Raw genomic sequence first — 13,907 nt, forward strand, 5'->3', positions numbered from 1 at the left:
TAATGATTACTTTTTCTTACCTTTTGCAGGTGCTGCAGCTGCTTGACCTGGTTTTGGTCTTTTCGCTCCATACTTAGATCTTCTTTGTGTTCTGCCGCTTACGCCTGCAGTATCCAAAGCTCCACGAACAATGTGATAACGTACTCCCGGTAGGTCTTTCACCCTTCCTCCGCGTACCAATACTATCGAGTGCTCTTGAAGATTGTGTCCTTCGCCCGGGATATAAGCGTTGACTTCTTTACCATTAGAAAGTCTTACCCTTGCAACTTTTCTAAGTGCAGAGTTAGGTTTCTTAGGGGTAGTGGTATATACTCTTGTACATACACCTCGTCTTTGTGGACAGGAATCAAGTGCAGCCGATTTACTCTTCTTGGTAAGTGCGACTCTTCCTTTTCTAACTAATTGTTGAATAGTAGGCATTTAATTGCTTTTTATTTTAGGGTGCAAAAGTATGAAATATTTTTTAACCCACAAATACTGATTAATAATTATTTACGATTTTTTAATAGCATTACTTCTCTTGTGTTTTATAAAACCTTCTTTCCACATTTTTGTCTAAGTCAAAATCCATCAGATTTTTCTGAAGAATTGGTACTTCTTCAGGCTTTAAAGCATAAAAAACTACTCCTTTTCTTGCCGGTCCATAACTTTTTTCATTAATCATCCATGATGCAACAGGGATCCAATTCGAAGGAACCCCTCCCGGAAACCATTCTGGGTAAATGACAGCAACCTTATAATCGTGTTTTGAAACGTATTGATTTATGTATTTTTTAATATTCTTATTGTATTCCGCACGGGCTCGATGCTTATTTACTACTATAGCATCGGCGATATCGGTGCTTCCCAATCCTACAATATCCAAAAGTTTGACATGGCTGAAATAGGCAATACTCCCAATATCATTAGCAACTACTTTTTCACCGGCATAATATTTCCCAAGAAACCTCGACATTTCTACTTGTTGCTCTTTTATGCCCTTGCTGGCCATTTTTAGTGGTAAATAATGATATCCAAATCTGTAAATTGAAACAAGTACAATAACCACAATTGAACATACAGAAATTAATTTCGATAGACCGAGTTTGAAATCTTGAGTTTTCAAGCCTTTCGTTTCACTTACAATCACTGGAATTATTAATAATAGAATGGATATCATTAAATAATTCTCATATCTATACTTCAATGAAGCGAAAAGCGAATGTAAAATTGCGGTTGCGACGATAGTAATGATTAAGGTTTCATTAACAAGAAATTTTTTGGAACCTAAACCTTTATATTTTTTAATTAAATAAATGAATAACAGAAGAAAAGGAAAAAATAAACATTTATAAAAGCTGCTGTTTAAGAAAATCCCATCCAAAACCAATTGCCATGTACTTGCTAAGAAATGATCACCTGCGGGAAAACTCCCTTTAATCATCACCGAATTCGGAAAAAAATATCCTCCATTTTGTATAGAAATAATCCCAAAAACTACAATGGCAAAAAATCCAACTAAAACTACCGAAACTCCTTTGAAAAATTGTTTCCTTAGAAACAAAGCAAAAGCTAAACTCACGGTAAAAAACATACTTTCGAACCGAACTATTGAATTAAAAAATACAATCACTAACAAAATGATAAAATCTTTCTTCTGAAAGCTATTTTTTACATTTTTATGAATAAAGTACACTGCCAAAACCATCAAAAATTGATGTATCGTATGCTCCATTCCTATAAGTGTCATAAAATACACTAATGAAAAAGGCAACAGAAGCACGATGAGCCATTTCATTTCTGCAACGCCATAGAAATCTTTAAAATATCTAAACGCAGCATATATGGTAAGGTATCCAAAAAAAATATTGATCAAAAGAGCATAATATTCCCAATCGCCAAAGATTTTTATTAAACCTGAAAGTAATAAAGTGTAAAGTATCGAAGATGATGCACTATCAAATCCTGTAGTATTGATCGACCACACACCATGTTCTGCAAAATTTCTTGCTAAGGACAAATGGATGTACACATCATCTAACGGATAAATATATCGATGACCTTCTGGAAGTTGCACCCAACTCATAAAAAAAAAGAAGCTTGTAACAATACTAAAAATCAATAATAATATAACTAAAAACCTATTCATACCGCAAATATGCAATTTTAGTAGATATCACTCTCTTCATTTTTTAATATCCACTATGTATTTAGCACAAATTTATTTTTAGTTTGGTTAAAACTTGTCTTAATATTACCTTGTCCTAAAGCCTAGTTTTCTCCCAGTCAAAGCCTAGTCCTAGCCCACTATAAAGGCACTAACCTCCTATCGGCAAAAAGTGCCCTTTTCGGCAAAAATGGTCGTTTTCGGTAAAAAACGGCAAAAATTCACCATCCTCAACTTATGCTGTAAACTTTAGAATCATTCAAATTCATCAAACATTAAACCTCAACATTCTTTAATATTAAAAAAAATCGTCTTTCGAAAGGCGATTTTTTGTTTTCTAATTTTTACATTTGTTTAAATATCATTTTATGAGTGAAGTGCGCCTAAAATCAATTCTTGATAATGATTTCTATAAAATCACCATGCAAAATGCAGTGGTGAAACTTTTCCCAAACGAAAAAGTAAAATACGAATTCATCAATCGCGGGAAACACCATTTCCCAGAAGGTTTCGATGCTGAGTTGAGAAAATCAGTCAATGCAATGGCAGAACTGAAACTCACCAAAGCTGAAAAAGAATTTTTGAAAGAAACTTGTCCTTATCTCGATTTGCCTTACTTGGATTTTCTAGCAGGTTATCATTATGATCCTTCCGAAGTTCAGATCGAGCAAACCGAAAACGAGTTGCGAGTAACTGTAGAAGGCGAATGGTACCGCACGATTTTATGGGAAGTTCCGCTTTTAGCTCTGATTTCCGAATTGCATTACCAAATGAACAACATGGAAAGGGATTCTGATGAGACTGTTGTTGCTAAAACTTTAGAAAAAGCTGAAGAGCTGAATAATCTCGGAGTTACTTTCGCAGAATTTGGCACCAGAAGAAGGCATTCTTATAAAGTTCACGATCTCGTGGTTGACACATTGGTGAAAAATAAAAATTCTAAATTTATAGGATCTTCAAACATTCATTTCGCGATGAAATATGGGGTAAAACCAATCGGGACACATGCTCACGAATGGTTTATGTTTCATGCTGCTGAATATGGTTTCAAAATGGCAAATGCGCTTTCGTTGGAACATTGGGTGGATGTTTACCGAGGTGATTTGGGTGTAGCTCTTTCCGATACTTATACTACTGAGGTTTTTTTCCAGCAATTCGATAAAAAATTTGCTAAACTTTTCGACGGCGTTCGTCATGACAGTGGCGATCCAATCGAATTTGCCAATAAAACCATTGAACATTACAAAGCAAACGGAATTAATCCTTTATTTAAATACATTATTTTTTCTGATGGTTTGAATATGGAAAAAGTCGCTGAAATCACACATGCCTGCAAAGGGAAAATAGGAATTTCTTTCGGAATTGGAACTAATTTGACCAACGATGTCGGCGTGAAACCAATGAATATCGTAATGAAACTCATTGCCGCAAAATCAATCAACGGAGAATGGATTCCAACCGTAAAACTCTCCGACGAACATGGAAAATATACCGGAGATCCAAAAATGATCGAACTTGCGAAAGAATTTTTAAGAATTAAAGATTAATAAAACCTTCTGCCATGAAATTAATCTTGTCCATCATTTCAATTTGCTTAATAAGCATCTCTTGTAATGCTCAAAACACCGAAAAACAAAGCAAAAATTACGACCAAAAATTGGCCGATTCTTTGGGCGCCGATGAAAGAGGAATGAAATCTTACATGCTTGTAATTTTGAAAACCGGCCCGAAAGACAAAGAAATCACCGATAAGGCTCAACGCACTGAACTTTTCAAAGGACATTTCAGCAATATGTCAGAAATGGAAAAAGCAGGAAAATTAAAAATGGCAGGTCCTTTTGCCACCAAAAACACGCTCGGTTATCGCGGAATTTTCCTTCTCGATACCAAAACCGAAGAAGAAGCAAGAGCGCTTATTCAAAATGATCCAACCATCAAAGCGGGAATTTTCGATGTGGAAATTTTGCCTTGGTACGGTTCAGCTGCGATTCCGATGCATTTGAAATATCACAATAAAGTTGCTAAAGAAAATCCTTAAATTTTAAATTTTTTCACAAATAGAATTTAAAGTACTTTTCCCAAATCCCGAAAATCATTTTTTTCTTCCTATTTTTGAAAAATGGAAATAACTACTTTATTTTTAGGGATCATAATTGGCGCTTTTTTAGGGGCGCTTCTCTCCTATTTTTTCTTAAAATCATCCAATGTTTCTCGAGCTCTTTTCGACGAACTGAATAACAATTTTATTCGCACAAATTCCGATTTACAAAATTCAAACTTGAGAATCAACGAATTAGAAAATTATTATCAATCAGAAAAACAAACCAATCTTCAACAAACTGATATTCTAAATCAATTAAAAACTGAAATTGCCAGAATTTCTGCTGAAAACAATTCTCAAAATCAGAAAATTGAAGAACAGACTCAAATCAACAATAATCAAAGTACAGAGATTAAAAAATTAGGTGACGAAAAAAATGAATTAATTTCCATAAAATCTCATCTCACCGCACAAAATGAAGGTTTACAAAAACTTCTAGATAACCAAAAAGAGGAAATAGAAAAGATGCAGGCTTTGGCTAAAGAAGAATTTCAGAACCTTGCCAACAGAATTCTTGAAGAAAAATCGAAAAAGTTCACGGACACAAACAAAGAAAACCTCGATTTACTCCTAAAACCATTGGGTGAGAACCTTGAAAATTTCAAGAAAAAAGTGAGTGAAGTTTACGAAAACGAAGCCCGAGAAAGATTCTCACTCAACAATACCATCAAATTAATGATGGAACAAACCACAAAAATTAGTCAGGAAGCTAATAATCTCGCGACCGCATTAAAAGGCCAAACCAAAACTCAAGGCGATTGGGGCGAAATGATTCTCGAAAGAATTCTGGAAGATTCTGGACTTACCAAAGACCGCGAATATTTCTCCCAATTCAATATTAAAAATGAAAACGGAGAAAATCAAAGACCTGATTTCATATTAAAACTTCCAGGAAACCAAATCGTTATCATCGATTCAAAAGTTTCGCTAAATGCTTATGAACGAATGATTTCTGCCGAAGATGAAGAACAAAGAAAGCAAAATTTGAATCTGCATATTTCAGCGTTGAAAAGACATATTGATACTTTAGCTGAAAAAAGATATGATAATTTGAAGGAATCTTTGGATTTCACCATCATGTTTGTTCCGGTAGAATCAGCTTTTCTTACGGCTTTGCAAGGTGATACACAACTTTGGAATTACGCTTACAAAAAACATATTATTTTACTAAGTCCAACCAATTTAATTGCTTATTTAAAATTAATTTCAGATGTTTGGAAACGTGATCATCACAACAAAAATGCATCTGAAATTGCAAGACAAGCCGGCGCATTATATGACAAATTCGATGGATTTGTTGCAGACTTACTAAAAATTGGTAAAAAGATGGATGATGCAAAAGGCGATTATGAAAATGCAATGAAAAAGCTTTCCACCGGAAAAGGAAATTTGGTAGGAAGCGTACAAAAACTAAAACAATTGGGCGCAAAAGCAAGTAAAAATCTTCCGGAAGCTTTACTGGAAAGAGCAAACGAAGATTCTGAAACCAATTTATTGGAAACCGAAAATACCGAAGAATAAAATGCTGATAGAAAGTTTACAAAACGAAAAAATAAAAAATCTCACCCGATTGATTATAGACAACCGTTTTCGCAGGAAATCCGGGAATTTTGTTGTGGAAGGAAAACAAGAAAATGACAGAGCTGTAAAATTTGGGTACGATAATGTGGAGTTTTATATTTGCGAAAGTATTTTCGATGAAGATTTCCCACATGGTAAAATCAATTTAGTTTCTGAGAAAGTATACGAAAAAGTTGCTTACAGAGGAAGTTCAGAAGGAATTATCGGGATTTATAAAGCAAAGATGAATGCTCTTTCTACATTTAAACCGAAAGAAAATTCTTCAATAATTATTGTTGAAAGCATTGAAAAACCAGGAAATTTAGGTGCAATTCTGAGAAGTTGCGAAGCTTTTGGAATTGACGCATTAATTGTGACCGATGCAAAAACCGATTTTTATAATCCAAATGTAATCCGTTCCAGCGTTGGTTGCTTATTTGGAATGAATGTTTTTCAATCGAATAATCAAGAATTACTCGAGTTTCTGGATAATAATCAATTTAACATCTATACAACCTTGATGGATGAAAGCGCAGAAGATCTTTATAAAAGAAATTTTACTGAAAAAAGCGCACTGCTGTTTGGTACAGAACATTCTGGCCTTAGCGATTTCTGGATCGGGAAAGGCAAAAACACATTAATTCCAATGGTTGGAAGCATAGATTCATTAAATCTTAGCAATGCAGTTGCAATAAGTTGTTACGAAATACTAAGACAGAAAAAATTGAAATAAAAAAAACCGCCTCTCAGGGAGAAGCGGTTATTTTGTTAAAAGAGTTACTAATTATTTAGTAGCTTCTTTTACTGCATTTTTAGCGTCAGCAGCAGCATCTTTAGTAGCTTCAGCAGCACCTTTAGCAGCATCAGCAGCACCAGCAGCAGCATCTTTAGCAACTTCAGCACCAGCAGCAGTAGTAGCAGCAGCAGCATCTTTAGCAGCATCTACAGTTACAGCAGCAGCAGAATCAACAACAGCAGCAGCAGAATCAGCTACAACAGCAGCAGAATCAGTTGCAGCAACAGCAGCTGAATCAGCAGCGTTAGCAGTTTCTACAGTTTCAGTTTTTTTACAAGCTACAAGAGCTAAAGCAGCGAAAGCAGCTACGAATAATGACTTTTTCATAATAAATTAAATTTAATTGTTTTGTTATTTTAAATTTTCTTCGTTCTCATTTATCATTTGAACAGGACAAAGGTATAGCGACAATTAAATTTGTTTTAGAAAATTAATTGTAATATCTTTGTAAAACCGTTTTACAAAATATCATAATTGATAATCAACGTTTTATATAAATAACAACCATTGGTCGATTTAGATTTATTACACTTTGAACAACTAAAAACCGAGGTTCAAGCTCGATATTTAGAAAATCACACCCCTTCTTTTGATAATATTTCGAAATGGAAGGGCATTGATATTATTTATTTCCAAGAAGATCTCCGAAAAAACGCAAAAGGAAACATCAGCGAGAAGTCTTTTTACACCTACTTCAAGAACTCGCCTTCTACAAAATTACCAAGAATAGATATGCTCAATATCCTTAGTATTTATGCAGGTTATACCTCTTGGTATGATTTCAAGAAGAATCATCTTTTTGCCAATGAAATATTAAATACAAATAACGAAGAGGAAACAATTGAGGAGGAAATTCTGGAAAAAATAACACAAAACACAGAAATTCCAGCAGAAGAAACAATTACAGAAGAATTTTCCGATTCAAACACTAAAATAACCGCTTCAGAAGACGAAAAAATTTCCGATTTACAAAAATCGAATACTGACAATCAACCACTTAAACAAAAAGAAGAAAATCTTAAGCCTGTATTAATTACTGAAGACCTTTCCACATTTTCTTTTGTAAAAAAATATCTTTGGCTGGGAATTTCAGCCATGTTGACTATTCTTGTTGGGCTTTTAGGCTTTAAAGATGAACTTTTCAGCAAAAAATTCTATTATAGTTTTATTGATGCTGATCGAAACTCCAAAATTAATGCAGAACTTCAGGTACAAATTCTTAAGGAAAATGAATCTCCAATCCTTTATGTAGCAAAACCTAACGAACCTTTTGTTTATACTACCAAATCCAAAAATCTTACGATGGTAGTTTCTTCCCCTTATTATAAGACCGATACCATTCAGCGAAATTTGGAAACTGCTCCAGAAGCAGAAAACATAGAGTTAAAACCCAATGATTATGCAATTATGCTCTTTTACTACTCGAAATCCTTAAAAGATTTAAAGAAAAAAAGAGTAAGTTTAAATTTTCTAATCAGTGATAACGCATTAATCTATCAAGTCTTCGACAATCAATTCTACGGAGTTGAAACCATGGATAAGCAACGCTATATTAATTTGGTAACCCTACCTTCTACTTCGCTGGAAAACTTAGATGTAATTGATACACAGACAGATAAATCAGGTAAAATTGTAATGATTAAATTTAAAATCGATAGCGATGAAGAAAAAAAATAACCTAATGCTCATCCTTTTCGCTCTTTTCTTTGTGTTTTCTTGCAAAAAAGAAAATACTGAAGTTTCAGATCTAGAAAAATTAAGAAACAATAAAAACACGATATCATATCCTGTAACAAAAATGGATAGTGCACAAGCTATCAATTCTATTACTAAACAAAAAATACAGGAGCTTTTGGATCTTTCTACTCTCTACACGTCCGGAAACCGCGACACCGAAATTGATTCTGTAATTTATGCACAAATGCAGAGTTATTTTACTGAAAACGATTCAAATAAACTAAAACCTATCCTAAAACAACTCGACAGTTTCAAAGTAAAGACAGCAAAAGTTGGAAATATTCTTGTAAAAAAGGAGATTAAAGGCAACGACACTTTGGATTTCGCAAAATTTGATGTAGAATATTTCGATTACAATGACAAACTCATCGGAAAATTTGAGAAGAATGCACAGTATATGCTCAAACTTTCTCCCGTAAAATTCAAAAAAGAATTTAAATTCTATTTCGTTGATTTCGATCTGGCTCCGTCAAAAGACAGCACCGCAGTAGGTGTCACCAAGTAATCTAAAGGAATATCACCTTCCCAAACATCATCGATTTCTTCATTAGGAGCAAAGAAATTCACCCCAATTTTTTTTGAATTTGGGTTGATATTTCCGAACAACGAATCGTAAAAACCTTTACCATAACCAACTCTATTTCCTTGATTATCACAATATAAAAGCGGTGTAATCACAAAATCAAAGTCTTTTTCACCAGAATCTTTATTACTTTCGGGCTCCGAAATTCTCCATCGATTTTTAATAAAATTCGTTTCAACATTAATTTCAATAGAAATCAGTTGATCATTGACGATTTTAGGAACGAAAACTCGAATCTTTCTTTTAAATAGATTCTCAATAAAATTATTGGTCTTAATTTCATTTTTACTTGAAATCGATAGAAAACAATGCACTTTTTGATTTTCAAATAAGTCAAAATACTGAAAAAATTGATCAAAAACACGGTCAGAAAGCAACGAAACCTCATCCTGAGACAAGGTTTCGCGTTTTTGCATATATTTTTTTCTAAGTTCCGCTTTTGTCATTTCATTTAAGACAAAACTTTATACAATTTATCAGACAAACGAACTCTAAAAGGAAGCGGAAACGTAATTTGATCTCCTTCTTTTGCAGTTTCATTAGGTTTTCCGTTTACAAAAATTTCGGTGAACGTAAATTCTTTTTCTCCTGTAGTTGGTCCTGAAATAAGAACTTTATCGCCAACTGAAAGTTCTTTTTCTAATAAAAACTGGGCTATTTTCGATTTGGTGTAATAATGTTCAGCCTTTCCTACCAATACTTTTTTTACCGATATTTTCTGGCGAATATTTTTTGTATTGACTTTTGCTAAAGGCTTGTTAGGTAAATCACCGGATTTTTTAAATTTCAATGCCTCTGATTTTCCTTTTTTGAAAATTTTATTTCCTACCTGCAATCCTTTTCTCAGTTTGAACTGTTCTTCCAAAGGTAAATGAATAATTTCTAAACATTCTGTAGAGCAGCAATTTTCCATCGCAGCTTTACATTCATCACACTGAATAAATAATAAATGACAGGCATCATTAAAGCAATTGGTGTGATTATCGCAAGGTTTCCCACATTGATGACATTGCGAAACGATATCATCGGTAATCCTCTCTCCTAAACGATGATCAAAAACGAAATTTTTACCTATAAATTTGCTTTCAATATTTTCTTCTTTGATTTGACGGGCATATTCTATAATTCCGCCTTCTAACTGATACACATTTTTAAAACCTTGATGCTTGAAATAAGCACTTGCTTTTTCGCAACGGATTCCGCCAGTACAGTACATCAGAAGGTTTTTATCATCTTTAAAATCTTGAAGTTTTTCATTAATAATCGGCAAACTTTCGCGGAATGTTTCCACATCAGGAGTTATTGCACCTTCAAAATGACCAACTTCACTTTCATAATGATTTCTAAAATCCACTACAATAGTATTCGGATCTTCAAGCAAATTATTGAATTCTCTTGCTTTCAAATGGATTCCTTTATTGGTTACATCAAAGGTTTCATCATTTAAACCGTCGGCAACAATTTTATGTCTGACTTTTATCGTTAATTTCAGAAAAGAATGGTTGTCTTGCTCAACAGCAACATTTAAACGGATTCCTTTCATGAAATCATAAACTTCCAATGTGTCACGAAAAGCATCGAAATGATCAGCCGGAACACTCATTTGAGCATTAATTCCTTCATGAGCAACGTAAATTCGACCCAAAGCATCAAGTGCATTCCAGGCTATAAATAATTCGTCGCGAAATTGTTTAGGGTTTTCGATTTTGGCGTACGCATAGAAAGACAAAGTAAGGCGTTGCTTACCGGCTTCATCAATAAGTTGAGCTCTTTCTTCTGCGCTTAAGGTGTTGTACAGTTGCATGCTATAAACGGTTTAAGTGAGAAAATTAATGCTGCAAAGATAAGAAATTTCAAATTTAGGGCAAAAATGAATTTCTCATGAGTTTTCTTGATTTAATATTCGCTGTAGATGTATTTCAGAATATTCCGATCCAAATCACTGAAAGCAACTTTCCTTCTTGCCATCGCCAATTCAGCAACTTCATACGCTTTTTCAAGTTTGAATTTCTCGTCGCCTTTCATTCCACCCCATGAGAAGTTTTCTATCAAATTCGGTGGAAAACCACTTTTGAAAATATTGGCCGCAACTCCAACTACCGTTCCAGTATTAAACTGAGTATTAATAGCTGTTTTCGAATGATCACCCATAATCAATCCGGCAAATTGAAGTCCTATATTTGCAAATCTTTTGGTGCGGTAATTCCACAATTTTACTTCTGCATAATTATTTTTAAGGTTAGATGAATTCGTATCTGCACCCAAATTACACCACTCGCCAATCACCGAGTTTCCTACAAAACCGTCGTGACCTTTATTTGTATATGCGAAAATAACAATATTATTTACCTCACCGCCAACTTTTGAATGCGGACCAATTGTCGTTGCACCATAAATTTTTGCTCCCAAATTAAATTTTGATTCTTCACAAAGTGCGATCGGGCCACGAAGATTGCAACCTTCCATCACTTCAGCATTTTTTCCGATATAAATTTTTCCAGTCTTCGTATTTAAAGTTGAGAATTCAATGGAAGCACCTTTTTCGATAAATAAATCTTGCGCATCGCCAAGGAAACCGTTGGTTGCTGAAAGTTCTTCAGAAACCCTATCTTTCGTCAGTAAATCGAAATCGAAATCGATAGCTTTTTCATTAAATGAGAATAAGTCAGTCGGCTGCTTAAACAAAAGAACACCTTCATGAATATCGGTCATTTTCTCAATTTGGTTCAACGAAAAATTCTCCATATTGATTCTAGCGACCAATAATTCGTTCTCGTAAACCAAAGCTTCGCCTAATTTCAAATCTCTTATTTGCTGCAAAACCTCATCACTTGGAAGAAAATTGGAAACGATAAAAAGACTTTCAGTCGCCTCCGGTTTCTTGAATTTATCTTGCAAATAATCTTCGGTGATATAAGAAACTTCATCGATTTCAAGCAATTTTTGCCATCTTTCAGCAAATGTGAGTATTCCGCAACGCATTTCCGCAACGGGTCTTGTGAAAGTAAGTGGTAAAAAATCTTCCCAAAACTGGGCATCTGAAAAAACGAGCTGTACCATTTAATATGAAAATTAATAATGAAAACAATTGAATCCCAAAATTACAATAAAAAAAGCCTTTCAGAAAACTGAAAGACTTTAATATTGCTAAAAAACTCTAAATTATTTAGAGAATTTTTTGTATTTGTTCATGAATTTGTCAACTCTACCTGCAGTATCAACCAATTTCACTTTTCCAGTGTAAAAAGGGTGAGAAGTTGAAGAGATCTCCATTTTGATCAATGGGTAAGTTTCTCCTTCGTATTCGATTGTATCTTTGGTATCTGCTGTAGATTTGCAAAGAAACATCTCGTCGTTACTCATGTCTTTGAAAACAACAAGTCTATAGTTTTCCGGGTGGATTCCGTTTTTCATAATAAAAATTTTAATAAATTAAAGTTTTGCTTCAGAAGTAGTAATGGATATTCCTCTGCTAATTTTTAGACCGCAAAAGTACAATTATTTTTTTAATCTGCAAATACTCAGTTTGATAATTTTAAAATTTTTCTGTTCACCAATTTTAATTAAATTTGGAACTTCTATAGATCGTCAACATCAATGTATAAATTAAAAGTCATATTCGCTTTATCTTTCTGGATTCTCTTAACGGCTGTAGCCTGTAGCAGAGACGATATCAGCTTCGAAAGTCCTTCGCAGTTGCTTCGTTTTTCTGCCGACACCGTTTTTTGCGATACCGTTTACAACCAAGTTCGATCTGAAACTTATGCAGTAAAGATTTACAATACTGAAGATAAAGACGTGATGATTCCTAAAATTTCTTTAGAAAATGGCCCTTCTTCTTTATATAGAATCAATGTTGACGGAAAAGCCGGCACCGATTTCACCAATGTTCCTTTAAGGAAAAACGATAGTCTATATATTTTTGTTGAAATTGCACCGGTTGCGAATGCAACTGAAGCGATTGCCGAAGACCGAATTAATTTCCAAACTCCGGCCGGAAATCAGCATGTAACCTTATTTTCCGTGGTTCAAGATGCTGAATTTTTCATTCAAACAGAAAACAATCCGAATGTTTTAACCGAAAACACGACTTGGACCAACGAAAAAGCAAAAATTATTTTCGGCAAGCTCACTTTAGAACCAGGAAAAATACTCAATATCCCAAAAGGAACAAAAGTATATTTTCATAAAAACAGTGGTTTAAAAATTTCTAGAAATGCGACTCTGAATGTTTTAGGAGATTTGAACGAAGAAGTAACTTTCCGCGGAGACAGAAATGACACCCGATACGACACTATTCCTAAAAACTGGAACGGAATTGCTTTTGACACTGGAGCAAAATTAGAAATGAATTATGCCAAAGTTTTCGGCGGAACCCGTGGTTTGGAAATGACCGAAACTCAAGCCAATATTAAAAATACCATTATCCACACGCATCAGGAATATGGAATTTTTGCGGTGAATTCTACAATTAACGCATCCAATTTAGTAATGAACAATTGTGGAGAAGCTGATTTGGGAATTTTCAAAGGTGGAAATTACAATATCACTCATGCTACACTAGCAAATTATTGGGATTTTAATTCCGCATTGCCCGGGTTAGGAATTTACGCAACGAATGAGTACCAAAACGGAACTTCACTCGAAAACGCACCTTTAACTTTAAAAATAAACAATTCCATCATCTACGGTAATGCCGAAAACATGGTAGAACTGAAACAAACTTCGGGACAAACTTTTGCTACAGAATTCAATTATTCTTTATTAAAATATGGTGGAAAAGCAAGCTATGTTACTTCAAATTCCATTAAAAATGAAGATCCGAAATTCGTGAATTATTTTACTCAAAAAATGAATTTGAGAGTAAAAGACGATTCTCCGACAAAAGGAAAAGGAAGCCAAGCGGTAGCGGCCATGTTCCCGCTGGATATTATGAAAAATTCAAGAACATCTTCTCCAACCATCGGCGCTTATCAATAAAATT

14 protein-coding genes are annotated in these 13,907 nt (G+C 34.1%); 7 read left to right on the plus strand and 7 right to left on the minus strand.

What is annotated here, in order from left to right:
* Positions 1-6 precede the first annotated feature (6 nt).
* Together rpsL and NOV28_RS10520 are read right to left on the minus strand one after the other, a co-directional pair.
* Entirely contained in the window at positions 7-420 is a 414-nt protein-coding gene (gene rpsL / locus NOV28_RS10515) for a 30S ribosomal protein S12 (protein ID WP_027383325.1), read from the minus strand.
* A gap of 91 nt (positions 421-511) precedes the next feature.
* Positions 512-2,065, minus strand: coding sequence for a DUF8728 domain-containing protein (locus tag NOV28_RS10520; RefSeq protein ID WP_255930779.1), 1,554 nt, complete (start codon positions 2,063-2,065; stop codon positions 512-514).
* Positions 2,066-2,514: 449 nt separating this feature from the next.
* On the opposite strand from NOV28_RS10520, the gene pncB reads away from it, so the two are divergent.
* From pncB to NOV28_RS10540, 4 genes are all read left to right on the plus strand, one after another.
* Positions 2,515-3,693 (plus strand): nicotinate phosphoribosyltransferase, encoded by a 1,179-nt coding sequence (gene pncB, locus NOV28_RS10525; RefSeq protein WP_255930781.1) that lies wholly within the window; start codon positions 2,515-2,517, stop codon positions 3,691-3,693.
* A 14-nt stretch (positions 3,694-3,707) separates the two neighbouring features.
* On the plus strand, positions 3,708-4,184 hold the full coding sequence (locus NOV28_RS10530) for a YciI family protein (protein ID WP_255930783.1): 477 nt from the start codon (positions 3,708-3,710) through the stop codon (positions 4,182-4,184).
* An 81-nt stretch (positions 4,185-4,265) separates the two neighbouring features.
* Entirely contained in the window at positions 4,266-5,768 is a 1,503-nt protein-coding gene (locus NOV28_RS10535) for a DNA recombination protein RmuC (RefSeq protein ID WP_255930785.1), read from the plus strand.
* 1 nt (position 5,769) lies between these two features.
* The gene (locus NOV28_RS10540; protein ID WP_255930787.1) at positions 5,770-6,540 is read left to right on the plus strand and encodes a TrmH family RNA methyltransferase; all 771 of its coding nucleotides are present in this window, start codon (positions 5,770-5,772) and stop codon (positions 6,538-6,540) included.
* 51 nt (positions 6,541-6,591) lie between these two features.
* On the opposite strand, the gene NOV28_RS10545 is transcribed toward NOV28_RS10540, so the two are convergent.
* The gene (locus NOV28_RS10545; protein ID WP_255930789.1) at positions 6,592-6,930 is read right to left on the minus strand and encodes a hypothetical protein; all 339 of its coding nucleotides are present in this window, start codon (positions 6,928-6,930) and stop codon (positions 6,592-6,594) included.
* 180 nt (positions 6,931-7,110) lie between these two features.
* Between NOV28_RS10545 and NOV28_RS10550 the strand changes: the two genes are divergently transcribed.
* On the plus strand, positions 7,111-8,280 hold the full coding sequence (locus NOV28_RS10550; RefSeq protein ID WP_255930791.1) for a hypothetical protein: 1,170 nt from the start codon (positions 7,111-7,113) through the stop codon (positions 8,278-8,280).
* The gene (locus NOV28_RS10555) at positions 8,264-8,845 is read left to right on the plus strand and encodes a hypothetical protein (protein WP_255930793.1); all 582 of its coding nucleotides are present in this window, start codon (positions 8,264-8,266) and stop codon (positions 8,843-8,845) included. Before NOV28_RS10550 ends, NOV28_RS10555 begins: the two co-directional genes overlap by 17 nt.
* On the opposite strand, the gene NOV28_RS10560 is transcribed toward NOV28_RS10555, so the two are convergent.
* The 4 genes from NOV28_RS10560 to NOV28_RS10575 form a co-directional block, all read right to left on the minus strand.
* The gene (locus NOV28_RS10560; protein ID WP_255930795.1) at positions 8,782-9,369 is read right to left on the minus strand and encodes a 5-formyltetrahydrofolate cyclo-ligase; all 588 of its coding nucleotides are present in this window, start codon (positions 9,367-9,369) and stop codon (positions 8,782-8,784) included. The two genes, NOV28_RS10555 and NOV28_RS10560, sit on opposite strands and share 64 nt — an antisense overlap.
* 5 nt (positions 9,370-9,374) lie before the next feature.
* Positions 9,375-10,727 (minus strand): oxygen-dependent tRNA uridine(34) hydroxylase TrhO, encoded by a 1,353-nt coding sequence (trhO, locus tag NOV28_RS10565; protein ID WP_255930797.1) that lies wholly within the window; start codon positions 10,725-10,727, stop codon positions 9,375-9,377.
* A gap of 92 nt (positions 10,728-10,819) precedes the next feature.
* Positions 10,820-11,983 carry a putative sugar nucleotidyl transferase gene (locus NOV28_RS10570; RefSeq protein WP_255930799.1) on the minus strand — a complete coding sequence of 388 codons (1,164 nt, stop codon included), beginning with the start codon at positions 11,981-11,983 and terminating at the stop codon, positions 10,820-10,822.
* A 102-nt stretch (positions 11,984-12,085) separates the two neighbouring features.
* The gene (locus tag NOV28_RS10575; protein ID WP_055041739.1) at positions 12,086-12,337 is read right to left on the minus strand and encodes a type B 50S ribosomal protein L31; all 252 of its coding nucleotides are present in this window, start codon (positions 12,335-12,337) and stop codon (positions 12,086-12,088) included.
* 183 nt (positions 12,338-12,520) lie between these two features.
* Here NOV28_RS10575 and NOV28_RS10580 point away from each other — a divergent pair, with 183 nt between their 5' ends.
* Positions 12,521-13,903, plus strand: a complete 1,383-nt coding sequence (locus tag NOV28_RS10580) for a hypothetical protein (RefSeq protein ID WP_255930812.1) — start codon at positions 12,521-12,523, stop codon at positions 13,901-13,903.
* Positions 13,904-13,907 lie beyond the last annotated feature (4 nt).

This window comes from Kaistella montana (genome assembly GCF_024436175.1).
Taxonomy (GTDB): domain Bacteria; phylum Bacteroidota; class Bacteroidia; order Flavobacteriales; family Weeksellaceae; genus Kaistella; species Kaistella montana.

What these genes read in the sequence shown, in the direction of transcription:
- NOV28_RS10545 (WP_255930789.1), bottom strand. Translation starts at nt 6,930, where the DNA reads ATGAAAAAGTCATTATTCGTAGCTGCTTTCGCTGCTTTAGCTCTTGTA.
- NOV28_RS10575 (WP_055041739.1), bottom strand. Translation starts at nt 12,337, where the DNA reads ATGAAAAACGGAATCCACCCGGAAAACTATAGACTTGTTGTTTTCAAA.
- NOV28_RS10535 (WP_255930785.1), top strand. Translation starts at nt 4,266, where the DNA reads ATGGAAATAACTACTTTATTTTTAGGGATCATAATTGGCGCTTTTTTA.
- NOV28_RS10530 (WP_255930783.1), top strand. Translation starts at nt 3,708, where the DNA reads ATGAAATTAATCTTGTCCATCATTTCAATTTGCTTAATAAGCATCTCT.
- NOV28_RS10555 (WP_255930793.1), top strand. Translation starts at nt 8,264, where the DNA reads ATGAAGAAAAAAAATAACCTAATGCTCATCCTTTTCGCTCTTTTCTTT.
- pncB (WP_255930781.1), top strand. Translation starts at nt 2,515, where the DNA reads ATGAGTGAAGTGCGCCTAAAATCAATTCTTGATAATGATTTCTATAAA.
- NOV28_RS10580 (WP_255930812.1), top strand. Translation starts at nt 12,521, where the DNA reads ATGTATAAATTAAAAGTCATATTCGCTTTATCTTTCTGGATTCTCTTA.
- NOV28_RS10560 (WP_255930795.1), bottom strand. Translation starts at nt 9,369, where the DNA reads ATGACAAAAGCGGAACTTAGAAAAAAATATATGCAAAAACGCGAAACC.
- NOV28_RS10570 (WP_255930799.1), bottom strand. Translation starts at nt 11,983, where the DNA reads ATGGTACAGCTCGTTTTTTCAGATGCCCAGTTTTGGGAAGATTTTTTA.
- rpsL (WP_027383325.1), bottom strand. Translation starts at nt 420, where the DNA reads ATGCCTACTATTCAACAATTAGTTAGAAAAGGAAGAGTCGCACTTACC.
- trhO (WP_255930797.1), bottom strand. Translation starts at nt 10,727, where the DNA reads ATGCAACTGTACAACACCTTAAGCGCAGAAGAAAGAGCTCAACTTATT.
- NOV28_RS10520 (WP_255930779.1), bottom strand. Translation starts at nt 2,065, where the DNA reads ATGAGTTGGGTGCAACTTCCAGAAGGTCATCGATATATTTATCCGTTA.
- NOV28_RS10540 (WP_255930787.1), top strand. Translation starts at nt 5,770, where the DNA reads ATGCTGATAGAAAGTTTACAAAACGAAAAAATAAAAAATCTCACCCGA.